Below are 15,764 nucleotides of genomic sequence, written 5' to 3' on the forward strand. Positions count from 1 at the left end.
TGCCACATATCCATACCCTGGATAGGTACTTTATTAACAGATGAAAGAACGGAGAATAAAAATGAAGATCATCAAATGGTCAGCAGGCATACTGCTTATTGCAATTGCATTGATACTGGCGATAGCCTATTCCTTGCCCAATGAATACAAGGTCAGCCGCAGTGTCGTGATACGTTCCACACCGGCATTACTCTTCCCCATGATAGCCAGCCCCAAGGAATGGAAAAACTGGTCAGTCTGGAACCAGCGTGATCCCGACATGAAACTAGAATTTTCCGGACCAGAATCTGGCGCAGATGCCGCCTGGGAATGGAAAAGCAAGTCACAAGGTAATGGCGGCATGAAGATCACCCATGTAGGCCCAAATCGCATCATAGACTATGAATTACATTTTGAAGGCATGGGCAAGCCATCTACAGGCGCTTTCTTGCTGGAAGCACAAGCCCAGGGCACTAAAATTACCTGGACCATGCAAGGTACCAGTGAAGGGAATTTAATGATGAAGCTATTTGCGCCATTTATGGATAAAATGGTGGGCCCTGATTTTGAAGCTGGCTTGAGTAATCTGAAAAAGCTGGCTGAGAAAAATTATGTGCAAAACTAGCAGCCTGTCTGGCTAGCGTATTTTCCTCTACCGAATGTATCAATGAAATTCAAGTTTTCCCCGACCCGGATTTTATCCCTGGTGTTGCCACTCTTGCTGGCAACACCAGTCCATACCGTTTTTGCCACCGTCGAAAGCAAGGCCGCGACTCCCTCCACTACAGCCAGCCCGGCTCTGGGTTCCCAGGCGGTATTTGTAGTCGCTCCCGAAGAATTACCCAGGCAAAATGCAGGTGTGCAAATTGACACCCCCAAGCAGCTAGCACAGCAGAAAAGCACTAAACCAGATGTTGCCATCCAAGTCTGGTCCGGTCCTGTTCCCCTGGCTGGCGGCTTGTGGATACTGGTGGCCTCCATGCCCGTGCTTGCCTCGCTGTATTTTGCCTATCAACTATTGCTGTTTATCAAAGCCAAACGCCGGCGCTTCTCCACAGAACGCGGAAGCAGGTGATAACTTAGCTCCCTAAAAAAGCATGAATTTTTATTCATGCTTTTTTTTGTGGTTTTCTTATCTGTTTTTCACATAAACTTCATCAGTCTGTCACTTGCCTGTCACCTGCACATCCTAAAGTCTTCCTTATCCAAAACATAAGCGGAGACCAGCATGTCCACAAAAGCCCTGATAGACAGCGCCGTTTTTAATTCCACCACGTCTGGCCGCAAGGGCCTGGCAGACAAACTGTTTGCCCACTGGTTCAGCCGCCTCGTGTATGCCCAGATCTGGGAAGATCCACAAGCCGATCTGGATGCCCTGCAACTCAAACCTGGCGCGAATATCCTGACCATTTCTTCCGGTGGATGCAATGCCCTGGCTTATTTATCGGCAGAACCTGCCGCTGTGCATGCCGTGGATTTGAATGCTGCCCACCTGGCCATGCTCAATATCAAGCAAACTGCCATCAGGCATTTGCCTGATTATGATGCGGTACTGGCTTTTCTGGGCAATGCCGACAAGCCAGATAACCTGAAACGCTATAAGCGTCATATACGCATGCAATTGTCGGATGATGCCAGCAACTTCTGGGAAAGCCGCTCTTTATCAGGCAAACCTCGCTACCATTACTTCACCAGGCAGGCTTATCAACATGGCTTGCTGGGCAACTTCATTGGTTTTGCCCATTTCTTTGTACGCCTCATGGGAGGTGACATGAGCAAACTCCTGCAGGCAAAAAACCTGCAGGAACAAGCGCAATTGTTTGAACAATATGTCGCCCCGGTTTTTGAAACCCGTTTATTCCGCCTCATCGCCAGTCAACCCCTGGCCCTGTATAGCCTTGGTATACCACCTTCCCAATTTGCTGAATTGAAGCATGACGCCAAAGATGGCTTGCATTTATTGTTCAAGGAAAGAATGCGCCATCTGGCCTGTGATTTTCCACTGGAAGAAAACTGCTTTGCCCAACAGGCATTTGGCCGCCGCTATGACACTAAAAAGCAGGCTGCCCTGCCCATGTATTTGCAGCAAGAACATTTTCATACTCTGCGTCGCAATATAGACCGACTGCATGCCCACCATCAAACCCTGACCGGCTTTTTGCAAGGTCAGCCACGGGCCTCCATGGATGCCTACCTCTTTTTGGATGCCCAGGACTGGATGGATGAAAGGCAATTGTCTGAACTCTGGCAAGAAGTGAACCGCACAGCCGCCCCAGGTGCCAAAGTAGTGTTCCGCACTGGTGGCAGCACATCGCCACTGGAAACCAAATTGGCACCAGAGATACTGGCGACCTGGCATACCGATGTTCTACATAACCGCGCCCTGTATGCTACTGACCGCTCTGCCATCTATGGTGGCATGCACCTGTATACCAAGATGTAAACACTCGTGCATACTTCATTACCGCCACGCGTGGTGGCTGATGCCCTGTGGCTGCTCACTGCGCGTTCCCGTGGTGGTCAACACTGGCTTAACAATGCCAGCTGTGACATCGCCACCATCGATATAGCCGGACAAAGCCAGCCTGTCAGCCTGCTGGAACACAGTTCCTGGCAGGAAAGCTATGTGTCCAGCCCACGCTCTACCTGGTTGCGTTATCCACGCCAGGAAATGCTGGGCCAGGTCCAGCCCAATATGAGGGCTTTGCTCAAATTGGCTGGCTGTGCCATTTTTGCACCATTATCAGCCTTGCTTAAAGCCAGCAAGCTGGACCAGGCAGCCATCGTGGCCAATCACCTGGTTTCTACCAATTTGTATCCAGACTGGACCAGTAACGAGATCAGCGAGCTAACAGATAAATTAGCAACTACTTATCCACAGCGCCCGCTGATGATGCGCAATATCTGTCCACAAGTGAATCCTGGACTGACAAACAGCTTGCTAGGCAGTGGCTGGCAATTACTGCCTTCGCGCATGGTTTATTTATGCGATCCACAACTGGCCAGCGTCTGGAAGCATAATCATGTCAAGCAGGATGCCCGTTTACTGCATCATCCTGAGGTCGAAGTACTGAGCCATGAGGCCTTGCAAATGCAAGATATCCCGGTGTTGCAAGAGTTATACCGCCAACTTTTCCTGGACAAGCACTGTTACCTCAATCCTGCTTTCAGTCCGGCCTTCTTTGAACTTTGTCTGGAAACCCAGTTCCTGGAAATGCATGCCTTACGCTGGCAAGGTCGCCTCGTCGGTGTCATTGGTTTATATAGCCACCATGAGAATGGCTGGCTGACGACGCCTTTGATAGGTTATGACACCAGCCTGCCAAAAGAGCTGGGTTTATACCGGCGCTTGATGGCTTTATTACTCAAAACAGCCAGGGAAAAGAAGCTGAAACTGCATTACAGCTCAGGTGCCAGCCAGTTCAAACGTGCTCGTGGTGGCATGCCTGAGCTTGAATATACCGCCATTTATAACCGTCATTTATCCACAACTGCAGTACAAAGCACAGCGATATTTGGCCGTTTACTCACTAGTTTTGCGCCAGCAATACTGAAAAAAGCCGATCGCCTCTAGGTTTTAAACCTGGTAATACATGAATTCTATCTGTGGATAAACCTATGCATATCCACAGGATGAAGTGTGCAAAACCTGCTAAAACTGCAGACAAAGATTTGTTATCCCAAAACCGTCCTTTTTTCATACAGGACTTATCAGTACATCTATACATGAACTAAGTATTTGTTTTTGTGGATAAATACAGACTTATCCACAAAAAATCACGACGTTAACTACTACTACTATGTACATATAAACTAATTATCTTAATTAAACTCTTTTTGGAAAACCTGGAAATTTTTTAAAAAAATCTGGTTTTGATCAAAATTGAAATGGCTTTAAAAAAAGAACACGATGTAGAAATTTTTAAAAACTGCTTGCAAGCTTTTATTAAAAAAATTCCTTGGTCTCAAAAAAACCTGTTTTTTTTACAGGTCAATTCAAGTCTGGAAAATTACCCAGGTTTAAAAACAAGAAAGGTCTTTGCAAAATCACACTGCGGCAGTCTTTTCCTTAAAAACCTTGCCTGCAAACTTATAAAACCGTCTTTTTTGTGAAATTTCCATCGAAAAACAACATTTTTTAAAAAAATTCTGTGGATAAGTACGTCGATATCCACTGTATCTATTGTGTGTAAGTCTGCGTTTACTCACTGGTAAGTTTACTGTGCAGATTTTGTCCTGTGGATATACAGACTTTGATCACCGCTTTATCATTTGCCTAAACTATTGATCCTGTGGATGTTTACCGACTTATCCACAGCAACATGCCTACGTTAACAACTACTACTATTTATATATAAACTTATTCAATCTAAAGGTATTCACACCTCAAAAAAAGGCAAATAAACAAAAGCAAAAAACTGTCGTAGAATCCGTAACTCATTCAAATGAAAGGAAACTTTCCATGAAGCTCTGGTCAAATCTGTTCTTTGTCACCCTGCTGGCAAGTGCTTCTGCCTACGCAGAAAAACCCACGCAAGCATCCGTCAAGGAATTGCTGGTATTGGCAAATAGTCAGCAAATGTTGAACAGTATCGAAGCGCAGATGGACGGCATGATGAAAACCATGATGTCGAAAGCGCTCAAGGACAAAGCAGTCACTGCTGAGCAGCAAGCCATCATGGATAAGTTCCGGGATAAGGTCGTGTTTATCCACAGGGAAGAGATGACCTGGGAAAAACTGGAGCCTGTTTTCATAGAGATTTATAGCAATTCTTTGAGCCAGGAAGATGTTGATGGCATTAGCGCTTTCTATAAATCACCCGCAGGCAAATCTTTTATCAACAAAATGCCAGGAATGATGCAACAGAGCATGTCTGGCATGCAGCAAAAAATGGCACCCATGATGGACAAAATACTCGCAGCTGCCATGGAAATGGAAGAAGACATGCACAAGCTGGAACAAAAGAAATAAATTAATTTCCTTATTTAGCTGCACGATTGCGGTGAATTAGCGATTTTAATAAATTTACTGAAACATTAACAAATTCCTGCTCATGAGCTCCCCTGTCTCGAAATTGAAACATTTTATTTTTGTCGGACTGGGAACGCTGGGGGATATATTTCCTTCATTAAGCATGGCGATAGAAATGCAGCGTCGTGGTCATCAAGTCACCATGCTGCTTTCGCCAGTACATGCAAAACATGCAAAATTGGCAGGCATAGACTACCAGACCCTGGGTACAGAGACCGACTATGAAGCGGCATTGCGTAACCCGGATATGTGGGATATACGCAAGGGCATGACAGTCGTACTCGAAGCTAGCAAGAGTATTTTCACTGCCATCCCTGACTATATCGCGGCTTTGCCTGCGGAGCAGGAATGCGTATTGGTAGTCCATCCTCTTGGATTATTGGCAGCAGACTTGATACGCAGCTTTCGTCCTGATATCGCCATCATTGCTGCTTATCTGGCTCCTTCCAATTTAAGAACCATCCATGATCCCCTGGTCATGGGGGATTTATTTATCCCCAGTTGGCTGCCAGCAGGTATACGGCGTTTTCTGTGGTCTTATGTAGACAAGAATTTTGTTGATCCTGTCGCTTTGCCCATCATCAATCAAGCTCGCCAGACCAGACATTTAGCACCCATAGCCAGCATGGCCAGCCATATGTATGCCGTGCCGGATCTGAATATCAGCCTTTTCCCGGAATGGTTTGCCCCGGTACAGGCTGATTGGCCTGTACCCATGTACATGGGGGACTTTCAGCTATATGACAGCCAGCCTGATACAAACTTATCCACAGAGTTGCAAAAATTCCTGGCGGCTGGCCAGGCGCCACTGCTTTTTACACCGGGCAGTGGTAATTTACAGGCAGCTCATTATTTTGACTGTGCATTGCAAGCAGTCAAAAAACTGGGGGGCAGGGCTATTTTCCTGACTCCACACAGGGAGCAGCTGGCAAAAGAATTACCAGCCGAAATACTCTGGCAAAGCTATCTACCCTTGCGCAGTATCTTGCCGCATGCCGCTGCCATCATTCACCATGGTGGCATAGGGACAACGGCTGAAGCCTTAAGGGCAGGCACACCACAGTTGCTCACTCCTCTGGCATTTGATCAATTTGATAATGCTGCACGTGTGAAAAAATTGGGTGTAGGTGAGCTTTTACGCATGTCACGCCTGAATACCCGTAAATTGTCGGCCAGTTTGCAAGAATTGCTGAATTCAGTAGAAGTTAAAAGCAATTGTGCATTGGTCGTCAAAAAATTCACCAACACAGCTCATGCAAAATCTTTATGCGATGTGATTGAAACGGTGAAAATTAAGCAATAAAATAAGTCGTCAATTTTTTCTGCAAAATATACGAAAACTTATCCACAGCTTATTTTTAGGAGCTTTTTTATGCACGACTTGAAATGGTCAGATACAGAAAAGAAAATTGCACGGGCTGTTTTTGATATCGCATTGCAAAAAGAACTGGCTGCGACCATGGCAAGATTCAAAGAACTTGCGCTTGCTGCCACTACACCTGACGATCTATGGGAAACAGAACGCTTTCTTCATCATGCAAGACGAGGAATAGACGACAAATATGATTATCGTTATTCACAATTGCCCTTACTGTTTGCCCGGCTGGTGCTGGAAAACTTGATCAAGCGCGAAGAATTACAAAAGCTGGGGCAAGATAAACTAGCAATCATTGATGATGTCATTGAGTTAAATAAAAAATATTTAGCTGAAAATGATGAATAACAGGCGTTAAATAAGCAAATTTAATACAAGATGCTTATCCATGCAGAGGACATTGTGCTTTTTGCTCTGTGCTTATGTTGCCCTGCATGTTATCCCGCATATTACCCAGACCCCGCTGTCGCTTGCTACGGATAGTAAACAGCTTTTCAGCTCATGCAGATGTAATCTGTAGCGGTCAATTTAGCCTGCGCCATCCTGCTTTCCCAGTCCACATAGCCATTTAAAACGCGAATACTTCGCGCACCCAGAGTAAAAAAATAAAAATAAAAAATGCGTAAAGCCACGTCCTGCCTGGCTTTCAGCCGTGTTCATTGTTGCCAGGATTACGCGACTATTCGAGCTTAATGAAGACTTTTATCATATTCGACACCAATCACTCGTTTATGTAGGGAGTTTTTTTATGTCTTTATCTTCACAATCCTCACCACCCTTGTCAGCTGCGCCTGCAGCGACTGGGGCTCATGTTTTTTTGAAATTACTGCCAATCTCATTCGCTGTTTTTATAGGTTTTCTGACCATGGGCATGCAGTTACCCGTACTGCCCCTTTACCTGCATGGAAGTCTGGGCATGAGCACTCTGGTGGTCGGGCTGGTTATCGGCGCACAATTCATTGTCGCCCTGCTTACCCGTGCATGGGCGGGCAATTTTGCTGACAGCCGTGGTACTAAACTCGCCGTTGTGACGGGCTTGCTCATCATCGCCAGTTCTGGCCTGCTGTACCTAGCATCTTTGCCCTTTGTCTCTACCCCCGCGATTTCAGTCTGGATATTGCTGAGCGGGCGTGTTGTGCTGGCCCTGGGCGAAAGCCTGGTCGTCACTGGTTCGCTGGGCTGGGGAATAGGATTGGTGGGCCCACAAAATGCAGGCAAGGTCATGGCCTGGGTAGGCATTGCCATCTACGGTGCATTTGCACTGGGTGCACCTATCGGTGTTTTCCTGAATGCACACCAGGGTTTTGCCGGCCTTGCGATAGGCACTATCCTGATACCGCTGCTGGCATTATTGATCGCCTCACGTGTGCCAGCGCTGCTACCTGCAGCCAGCACACGCATGGCTTTTTACAAAGTACTCGGTTTGGTCCTCATACCCGGCCTGGGTCTGGCCCTGGCCAGCATAGGTTTTGGCGTGATCACGGGCTTCATTGCATTACTGTTTGCAGCCAGGGACTGGGGTAATTCATCTCTGGCATTCACGGCCTTTGGCGTGGCCTTCATAGGTGCACGCATCTTGTTTGGACATTTGCCAGACAAGCTGGGTGGGGCCAGGGTTGCCCTGGTCAGTGTCATCATTGAAGCTGCTGGATTATTGCTGATCTGGTGGGCAGATACGACGATTATTAGCTATCTGGGTGTAGCCCTGACCGGCTTTGGTTACTCGCTTGCCTTCCCGGGTTTTGGGGTAGAGGCCGCAAGACGCGCACCACCACAAAGCCGCAGTGTTGCCATGGGGGCCTATGTTGCCTTCCTGGATATCTCACTGGGTATCGCCAGTCCGCTGGCTGGCCTTATCGCCGGGCAATGGGGCGTACATACGGTATTTCTTGCGGGTGGAGTGGCGGTAGGTTTGTCTTTGCTGATTGCAGTGCGCTTGTTAGGTAAAGCACCTGTCGGCATACAAAAAAACTAAGATGGTAGGGTGCGTTATAACGCACCCTACAAAAGCAAGTACCGCCTGAAATGATCAGGCGTATTGGATCATTTTGGACCACTCTTATTTTTGATGCTGCTCAGGTAGGCACAAAACATATCAGCCATGGCATCTGCGTATGCATCTACCCTGTCGGCAGGATAGCCATGCGCAGAGACATGTTCGCCAGCACTGCCAAGTGTGGTGGAAATCAATTCTTCCAGTATGGAGCGCGTTGCTGCCGATGCTGCGGGCAGCAACTCTGCGATGAATACCTGGACGGTAGCGTCCCAATATTGCCATGCTTCATGGGCTTCGGGGTCATCGTTGTACAGCGGCGCGATCTCGGTCAGGGCATTGCGCATTTCCGCTTCTTCACATTCTGACCGGATGAAGGCGTGGACGAGGGTGCGCAAGCGCTGCAGCGGTGCCTGCTGGGTATCCTGCAGTATGTCGCGCAACATCCCACCGGTTTGCCGCCATTCATCGCTTTGCAAGCGGAACAGGATGGCTGCCTTGTTAGGAAAATATTGATACACAGAGCCTATGCTGACCCCCGCCCTTTCTGCCACTCGTGCCGTGGTAAATTTCTGCGCGCCTTCTCTCTGCAAAACCTGAAGGGCAGCTTCCAGTATGGTGGCCACAAGGTCAGCCGAGCGGCTTTGCTGGGGTTGCTTTCTTGAAGAAATAGGAGGGGTTTGACGTTTGCTCATGAGCGTGTGGAAATGATGAATTAAGCCTATGCAAGAAGTACTGTATCTTAAACGCTAACTCTCCCATCCATAAAAAAAGCTCCTGATTTCAGGAGCTTTTTCCACTTACTACGACAAGACAGAAAGCGATCAGGTCGCCAAAGTCATCAAACTCGCATTACCACCCGCAGCGGTGGTATTCACGCAGAGTGCCCGTTCAGCCATCAAACGCCACAATGGTATTTCTACATGGTCATGGGTTTCCACAACCGAGACGATGGCATCATCCAGACCGGCAAACAAGAGTTTGTAATGCGACAGCAAACTACCTTCCACCAGGGCCAACTGGGCACCACATTGTTCTGCTTCGGCAGTAATCAGGAGTTTGTTGACTTCAACTGGCAAACCAGCAGGCAGGATAGCCATGGTTTGGGCAGGCAAAACTGGCAGGTTGCCGGTAGCCAGGGTAGCCGCCAGTTGATTGACGAGGCAGTTGACGGTAGTCGCCGCACAGAAGATACGGCCACGCGGCGCAAAAGACAGGGTATTGCGCTCACCCGTTGGGCCAGGCAAAACCTGGGTCACTTTGTAAGGGCTGTTGTGGGCATAGTGTTCACCCAGCTCGGCAATTTTTTGATGGCCCTGTTTTTGTGCCCAGACCAGCAAGGCTTCCAGCGCTGGTGGTGACTGGCGTTCATACACGGTATGTCCACCCAAACCTGTCACAGGTGTGCGCTGCAGGCGTTTCAGGTACAGCGGGCCACCAGCTTTGGGGCCGGTACCGGATTTGCCTTCACCACCAAAGGGCTGCACGCCCACCACCGCACCGACGATATTGCGGTTCACATAGATATTGCCTACATGGGCGCGGGAGATGATGAAATCTATGGTTTCGTCGATGCGGGTATGGATACCCAGCGTCAGGCCAAAACCCGTGCCATTGATCTGATCTATCAGTGCAGGCAAATCGCTGCGCTTGTAGCGCAAGACATGCAATACCGGGCCGAATACTTCTTTTTTGAGGTCGGCCAGGTTGGCGATTTCCATGACGGTAGGTGCAACAAAAGTACCAGAGCGGCAAGTAGCTGCCAGGTCCAGTGTGTAGAAAGACCTGGCTTTGTCACGCATGCCATTGATATGGTTCATCAAATTGTTTTGTGCTTCTGCATCGATAACAGGGCCGATATCGATGGCCAGGCGGTCGGGCTGGCCTATGCGCAATTCCTGCATGGCACCGTGCAGCATTTCTATGGTCTTGTCAGCGATATCTTCTTGCAGGCACAGTATGCGCAGGGCTGAACAACGCTGGCCAGCACTGTCAAAAGCCGATGACAAGACATCATTGACGACTTGCTCAGGCAAGGCGCTGCTGTCAACGATCATGGCATTCTGGCCGCCGGTTTCAGCAATCAGCGGGATATCGATGCCTTCAGCCACTGCACGTTTTGCCAGCGTGCGGTTGATGATTTGTGCGACTTCAGTCGAGCCAGTAAAGATTACGCCCTTGACGCGCTGATCAGCTACCAGTTGCGCACCAACCACTTCACCCGTGCCTGGCAAGAATTGCAGGGCACCACGTGGCACACCAGCTTCATGCATCAGTTGTATGGCGCGATAAGCGATCAGCGGGGTTTGCTCTGCCGGTTTGGCCAGCACGACGTTACCAGCCGCCAGTGCAGCACTGACTTCACCGATGAAGATGGCCAGCGGGAAATTCCATGGGCTGATACAAACAACCGGACCCAGCGCCTGGGTATTTGCCTGGCTCTCTACCTGGGCGGCGTAATAGCGTAAAAAGTCTACTGCTTCGCGTACTTCTGCCAGTGCATTTGGCAGGGATTTACCGGCTTCACGTATGGCCAGCGCCATAAAATCCAGGGTTTGTGCTTCCAGCAAATCGGCGGCTTTTTTCAGGGCAGCGGCGCGTTCTACCGGTGCTGTGGTTTGCCAGTCCATCGCATATTGTTCTGCCGCATGCAGGGCAGTTTGCACATCCTGGGCATCTGCTTCTATGACTTCACCGACGACATCGAGCTGGTTAGCGGGGTTATTCACAGGACGGGTTTGCGTCGCAGATACCTGGCCATGCAGGATAGGTGAGGCCACCAGTCTTTGCTGGCTGCTCTCGGCAAAGTGGGCGCTGATTTTTTGCAGTTCCAGCTCATTTGAAAAATCCAGGCCAGCAGAGTTTTTTCTTTCCTTGCCAAACAAATCCTTGGGCAAGGCAATGGCTGCATGCGGTGCACCGCCAAGTTCACGCGAGACGGCTATCGGGTCGGCCAGCATGGATTCTATGGATACGCTTTCATCAACGATCTGGTTGACGAAGGAGGAGTTCGCACCATTTTCCAGCAGGCGGCGTACCAGGTAAGCCAGCAAGGTCTGGTGAGAGCCGACAGGGGCATAGATACGGCAAGGTTTGTCCAACTTGTCTTTACCCACTACCTGGTCATACAAAGTCTCACCCATGCCATGCAGGCACTGGAATTCATAATCAGTGATACCGGCTTTTTGTGCCCAGGTATAAATGGTCGATAAAGTCAGGGCATTGTGCGTGGCAAACTGTGGATAAATCACATCAGTCGCGGCCAGCAGTTTTTGTGCACAAGTCAGGTAAGACAAGTCAGTGTAGACCTTGCGGGTGTAGACCGGGAAACCACTCATGCCATCGACTTGCGAGCGCTTGATTTCTGCATCCCAGTAAGCGCCCTTGACCAGGCGTATCATGAACTTGCTGCCACTGCGGCGAGCCAGATCAACCAGATAATCGATCACGAAGGGGCAGCGTTTTTGATAGCCTTGCACCACAAAACCTATGCCTTCAAAACCTTTGAGGTCAGCATCAAAGGCCAGTGCCTCCATCAGGTCCAGCGACAATTCCAGCCTGTCGGTTTCTTCTGCATCGATGTTCAGGCCGATGTTGTATTGCTTGGCCAGCAACAGCAATTTTTTCAGCAGGGGCAACAATTCATTCATCGTGCGTTCCCGCTGGGCGCGTGAATAACGCGGGTGCAGGGCAGACAGTTTGACGGAAATACCAGGGCCATTCTTGATGCCACGGCCATTCGAGGCCTTGCCTATCGCATGAATCGCAGTTTCATAGGCCTTGTAATAGAAAGCTGCATCCTTGGCAGTCAGCGCCGCTTCACCCAGCATGTCATACGAATAGCGGTAGCCGCGTTTTTCATTATCCTGGCTGTTTTTCAGGGCTTCTTCTATGGTCTGGCCAGTGACGAACTGGTTGCCCAGCATGCGCATGGCCATATCCACGCCCTTGCGTATCAGTGGCTCCCCCCCCTTGGCAATCAAACGTGTCAGGGCAGAACCCAGGCCTTGTTCGCTATTCGTGCTGACCAGCTTGCCAGTCACCAACAAGCCCCAGGTGGCGGCATTGACGAACAGCGAAGGTGATTCACCCAGATGCTTGCGCCAGTCGCCCTTGCTGATCTTGTCGGCAATCAGGCGGTCTGCGGTTTGATGATCGGGGATGCGTAATAAGGCTTCGGCCAGGCACATCAAAGCTACGCCTTCTTCTGAAGACAATGAGAATTCATGCATCAGGGCATCGACACCAGAAGCGCGGGTGCGTTGCTGGCGCACATTGCTGACCAGACGGTGTGCCAGTTCTGCAACACTCTTTTGCTGATCTTCCTGCGGATTGACATTGCCTAGCAGCCATTGCACAGCATCTGGCTCTGATCGGCGGTATGCTTCTGTGATGGCAGTCCTGAGGGGGCTGGCAGGGGCGAGCAGCTCTGCTTGCAGGGCAGAAAAAGGCGAGTTATTGGTTGGCACGTTGATCGCAATCATATAAAAATAATCAAAACAAATATGATTTCATTGTATAGATGCTCTTCGAGGATTAATTCTGGAAATCAGAACATATATCGAAATTTTCTATTTTGTGAGAAAATTATGCCGAATATTATTAACCACCACACTGACGATTTTTGACTTCTTATGCTCGACAAAATCAGTAAAAGAATTCTGGCCGAATTGCAAAACGATGGCCGTATCAGTAATGTAGAACTGGCAACAAGGGTTAACCTCTCCCCTGCGGCCTGCCTGGAACGCGTGCGCAAGCTGCAAGAATCCGGCTACATACTAGGATACACAGCCCAGCTCAATCCGCATCTGCTTGATGTGGCCTTGCTGGTTTTCATTGAAGTTGTACTAGACCGCACGACACCAGACGTGTTCGACGCTTTCCGGCGTGGCGTACAAGCCATCCCTGAAGTGCTGGAATGCCATATGGTGGCGGGGGGATTTGACTATCTGGTCAAGGCGCGTGTCAAAGACATGAATGCCTACCGCGATTTCCTCGGCAAATCGCTGCTGCAATTGAATGGTGTGCGTGAAACGCATACCTATGCAGTGATGGAAGAAGTCAAGAATACCAGCTGTCTGCCCATCAAGTAAGTCCGTTATTGATTTCGCTGTAGATATCTCCTTGGGGAGTTTGTCATGGAAGCGCGCCTGGAACGCCTTGAAGCCGTTCAATCCATGGTGCTGGAAATCAGCCAGATTTCTGCTTCGTCCAGCGATGTCACCGGGTTCTTGCGAGCAGTGCACCAGGCACTGGGCCGCATCATGTATGCGGCCAATTTCTATGTCGCTCTCTACGATAAACAGCAGCACGCCATACGCTATGCCTATCGCGTCGATGAAATTGACGCGCCCATGGACCCGGCCGCCTGGTTTGTGCTGGCTACACCCGACCAGTCACCCACTGCCTGGATCATACTGAATCGCAAGCCCTTGCTGATGACGGCGGAAGAAGACGCGGCCAGGGAAAGCGCCGTCATTGCCGCTGGTGGTGAAGCCTGGGGCAGCGGTGCCCGTGCTGAACACTGGATGGGTTGCCCGCTGCTGGACCAGCAAAAGCAGCCGCTGGGGGCAATGGTCATACAAAGCTATGATGTATCGCATACCTATAGCGAAGAAGACCAGGCCCTGTTTGCCCTCATCGCCAATCATATTTCCACCTCCTTGCAGGCTGTACAAAGCCTGGACCGTCTTGAGCAGGCAGTAGCAGACAGAACTGCCCTGCTGGAACATGAGGTGAAGGAAAGACGCCGTGCTGAAACCCTGCAAAGAGTCTTGTATGAAATCGCTGAATTATCCATCACCGCCACGGAAACCGAGCTGAAATTCTCGCGCCTGCATGACATCGTCAGCCAGTTATTACAGGTGCCAAATTTCATGGTGGCTCTGTACCTGCCTGAAGAAGATGAGTTCAGCATACAGTATATGCGGGATGAAAAAGACGCCGACCTCAGGGGCCAGCGCTTCCCCATGGGCGCAGGCATGACTTCTTATGTGGTGCATCAGCGCCGCGCGCAGCTGATAGACCAGCAGCGTTTGCAAAAGCTGGTCAGCGATGGTGAGATACAGGTGTTGGGCAGCAGCGACCTGGTCAGCTGGATGGGGGCACCCATGCTGGACGATGATTACATCCATGGCGTCATCATCGTCCAGAGCTACAAGGCAGACATCATCTATAGCGAGGCAGATCTTGATTTGCTGGCCTTCGTCGCCAACCATGTCGCCTCTGCCCTGGCGCGTATCAAGGCAGATAGCGAAATCCACGATGCCTATACCAGGCTGGCACTACAAAACGAGACCCTGAACCATACCCTGGCGGCCCTGCAAACTGCCCAATCAGAACTCATCAGCCAGGAAAAACAGGCTTCCCTGGGACGCCTGGTGGCAGGTGTTGCCCATGAAATCAATACCCCGGTAGGCATCTGTGTGACAGCCACCAGCCACATGGTCGAAGAGTTGGCCTTGATACGCAAAGACTTTGAGGCGAGCCACTTGAGCAAAGATGGTTTGCAGCAATTCTTCGACATCATGGACCAGTCCTTGCGCATCATGACCAGCAATTGCCAGCGCAGTGCAGCCCTGATACGCAGTTTTAAGCAAGTGGCGGTAGACCAGTCTTCAGAAAGCATGCGTGAATTTGATATGCGCGCTTATCTGGAAGAAATTCTGCTATCCCTGCATCCCAAGATCAAGAATAAGAACATCACTGTCAAACTGGAATGTGAGCCTGGCGTGTTGGTAAAAAACTACCCCGGTGCACTATCGCAAATCATCACCAATATGCTGATGAATTCCATCCATCATGGCTTTGATGGGCGTGAGCAGGGCCTGGTGACTATCCGCGTGCAATTGGCGCAGGAACAGGTAGAGCTGGAATTTGCCGATGATGGCATAGGCATGGATGACAGCGCCATGAAAAAATTGTTTGAGCCATTCTTTACTACCAAGCGCGGTCAGGGCGGCAGCGGGCTGGGGGCGCATATCGTGTATAACCTGGTAACCGGGGCTTTGCATGGCACGGTCAGGGCGACTAGCGTGCTGGGAGAAGGATTGCGGTATCAACTGCGGTTTCCGCAGAGGAGGAGTTTGCCGGTGAGGGAGGGGGCTTAGGTTTTTGCATCTTCATTTTTGGTATTTTTGTACAAGATTTGAAATCGCAAACCGGTGATAGACTGCATACTAAGCTACGTCATTCCACCGGGCTGGCGCTCCAGCGTGCTTTTAGCTGGAATCCAGTGGCGTTCGTTATATACTTTTGAGTATATTAATTTCAGGTTCGTATTGTTTTACATGCTTGATTTTCAAATACATTCACACGTCATTTAAGATTGCAGGTCGGGCTACCCCCGGCCTGTAAACTCAAATGACGTGTGCAGGTGACTAATA

General features: G+C 49.7%; 13 protein-coding genes. 11 read left to right on the top strand and 2 right to left on the bottom strand.

Annotation, left to right across the window (positions count from 1 at the left end; genetic code table 11):
- The first annotated feature begins 61 nt into the window (after positions 1 to 61).
- The 9 genes from ACO0LC_RS00600 to ACO0LC_RS00640 all read left to right on the top strand — a co-directional run bounded on the left by ACO0LC_RS00600 (position 62) and on the right by ACO0LC_RS00640 (position 8,361).
- Complete coding sequence (locus ACO0LC_RS00600) at positions 62 to 604, top strand: SRPBCC family protein (protein ID WP_422999570.1); 543 nt, start codon at positions 62 to 64, stop codon at positions 602 to 604.
- 42 nt (positions 605 to 646) lie between these two features.
- Entirely contained in the window at positions 647 to 1,054 is a 408-nt protein-coding gene (locus tag ACO0LC_RS00605; RefSeq protein WP_422999572.1) for a hypothetical protein, read from the top strand.
- Positions 1,055 to 1,207: 153 nt separating this feature from the next.
- A complete protein-coding gene (locus ACO0LC_RS00610) occupies positions 1,208 to 2,422 on the top strand; it encodes a DUF3419 family protein (RefSeq protein WP_422999574.1) in 1,215 nt (404 codons plus the stop codon).
- A gap of 6 nt (positions 2,423 to 2,428) precedes the next feature.
- Complete coding sequence (locus ACO0LC_RS00615) at positions 2,429 to 3,553, top strand: hypothetical protein (protein ID WP_422999576.1); 1,125 nt, start codon at positions 2,429 to 2,431, stop codon at positions 3,551 to 3,553.
- Positions 3,554 to 3,867: 314 nt separating this feature from the next.
- Positions 3,868 to 4,092: a hypothetical protein gene (locus ACO0LC_RS00620; protein WP_422999578.1), complete on the top strand. Its 225-nt coding sequence runs from the start codon at positions 3,868 to 3,870 to the stop codon at positions 4,090 to 4,092.
- 349 nt (positions 4,093 to 4,441) lie between these two features.
- On the top strand, positions 4,442 to 4,951 hold the full coding sequence (locus ACO0LC_RS00625) for a DUF2059 domain-containing protein (protein ID WP_422999580.1): 510 nt from the start codon (positions 4,442 to 4,444) through the stop codon (positions 4,949 to 4,951).
- Positions 4,952 to 5,033: 82 nt separating this feature from the next.
- Positions 5,034 to 6,314 carry a glycosyltransferase gene (locus ACO0LC_RS00630; protein ID WP_422999582.1) on the top strand — a complete coding sequence of 427 codons (1,281 nt, stop codon included), beginning with the start codon at positions 5,034 to 5,036 and terminating at the stop codon, positions 6,312 to 6,314.
- Between the two features lie 69 nt (positions 6,315 to 6,383).
- Complete coding sequence (locus tag ACO0LC_RS00635; RefSeq protein WP_422999584.1) at positions 6,384 to 6,734, top strand: hypothetical protein; 351 nt, start codon at positions 6,384 to 6,386, stop codon at positions 6,732 to 6,734.
- A gap of 400 nt (positions 6,735 to 7,134) precedes the next feature.
- Positions 7,135 to 8,361, top strand: coding sequence for an arabinose transporter (locus ACO0LC_RS00640; protein WP_422999586.1), 1,227 nt, complete (start codon positions 7,135 to 7,137; stop codon positions 8,359 to 8,361).
- Between the two features lie 68 nt (positions 8,362 to 8,429).
- Here ACO0LC_RS00640 and ACO0LC_RS00645 read toward each other — a convergent pair whose 3' ends face one another.
- Positions 8,430 to 9,074, bottom strand: a complete 645-nt coding sequence (locus tag ACO0LC_RS00645) for a TetR family transcriptional regulator (RefSeq protein WP_422999588.1) — start codon at positions 9,072 to 9,074, stop codon at positions 8,430 to 8,432.
- 129 nt (positions 9,075 to 9,203) lie between these two features.
- Positions 9,204 to 12,863, bottom strand: coding sequence for a trifunctional transcriptional regulator/proline dehydrogenase/L-glutamate gamma-semialdehyde dehydrogenase (putA, locus tag ACO0LC_RS00650; protein ID WP_422999590.1), 3,660 nt, complete (start codon positions 12,861 to 12,863; stop codon positions 9,204 to 9,206).
- Positions 12,864 to 13,013: 150 nt separating this feature from the next.
- Here putA and ACO0LC_RS00655 point away from each other — a divergent pair, with 150 nt between their 5' ends.
- Complete coding sequence (locus tag ACO0LC_RS00655) at positions 13,014 to 13,472, top strand: Lrp/AsnC ligand binding domain-containing protein (RefSeq protein WP_110254407.1); 459 nt, start codon at positions 13,014 to 13,016, stop codon at positions 13,470 to 13,472.
- Positions 13,473 to 13,517: 45 nt separating this feature from the next.
- Positions 13,518 to 15,488: a GAF domain-containing sensor histidine kinase gene (locus tag ACO0LC_RS00660; protein WP_422999592.1), complete on the top strand. Its 1,971-nt coding sequence runs from the start codon at positions 13,518 to 13,520 to the stop codon at positions 15,486 to 15,488.
- Positions 15,489 to 15,764 lie beyond the last annotated feature (276 nt).

Source organism: Undibacterium sp. JH2W, from assembly GCF_049340425.1.
Lineage (GTDB): Bacteria > Pseudomonadota > Gammaproteobacteria > Burkholderiales > Burkholderiaceae_D > Undibacterium.

Coding starts and splice junctions, on each gene's coding strand:
- ACO0LC_RS00645 (WP_422999588.1), bottom strand. CDS start 9,074: ATGAGCAAACGTCAAACCCCTCCTATTTCTTCAAGAAAGCAACCCCAG.
- ACO0LC_RS00605 (WP_422999572.1), top strand. CDS start 647: ATGAAATTCAAGTTTTCCCCGACCCGGATTTTATCCCTGGTGTTGCCA.
- ACO0LC_RS00630 (WP_422999582.1), top strand. CDS start 5,034: ATGAGCTCCCCTGTCTCGAAATTGAAACATTTTATTTTTGTCGGACTG.
- ACO0LC_RS00640 (WP_422999586.1), top strand. CDS start 7,135: ATGTCTTTATCTTCACAATCCTCACCACCCTTGTCAGCTGCGCCTGCA.
- ACO0LC_RS00620 (WP_422999578.1), top strand. CDS start 3,868: ATGGCTTTAAAAAAAGAACACGATGTAGAAATTTTTAAAAACTGCTTG.
- ACO0LC_RS00625 (WP_422999580.1), top strand. CDS start 4,442: ATGAAGCTCTGGTCAAATCTGTTCTTTGTCACCCTGCTGGCAAGTGCT.
- ACO0LC_RS00635 (WP_422999584.1), top strand. CDS start 6,384: ATGCACGACTTGAAATGGTCAGATACAGAAAAGAAAATTGCACGGGCT.
- ACO0LC_RS00610 (WP_422999574.1), top strand. CDS start 1,208: ATGTCCACAAAAGCCCTGATAGACAGCGCCGTTTTTAATTCCACCACG.
- ACO0LC_RS00600 (WP_422999570.1), top strand. CDS start 62: ATGAAGATCATCAAATGGTCAGCAGGCATACTGCTTATTGCAATTGCA.
- putA (WP_422999590.1), bottom strand. CDS start 12,863: ATGATTGCGATCAACGTGCCAACCAATAACTCGCCTTTTTCTGCCCTG.
- ACO0LC_RS00655 (WP_110254407.1), top strand. CDS start 13,014: ATGCTCGACAAAATCAGTAAAAGAATTCTGGCCGAATTGCAAAACGAT.
- ACO0LC_RS00660 (WP_422999592.1), top strand. CDS start 13,518: ATGGAAGCGCGCCTGGAACGCCTTGAAGCCGTTCAATCCATGGTGCTG.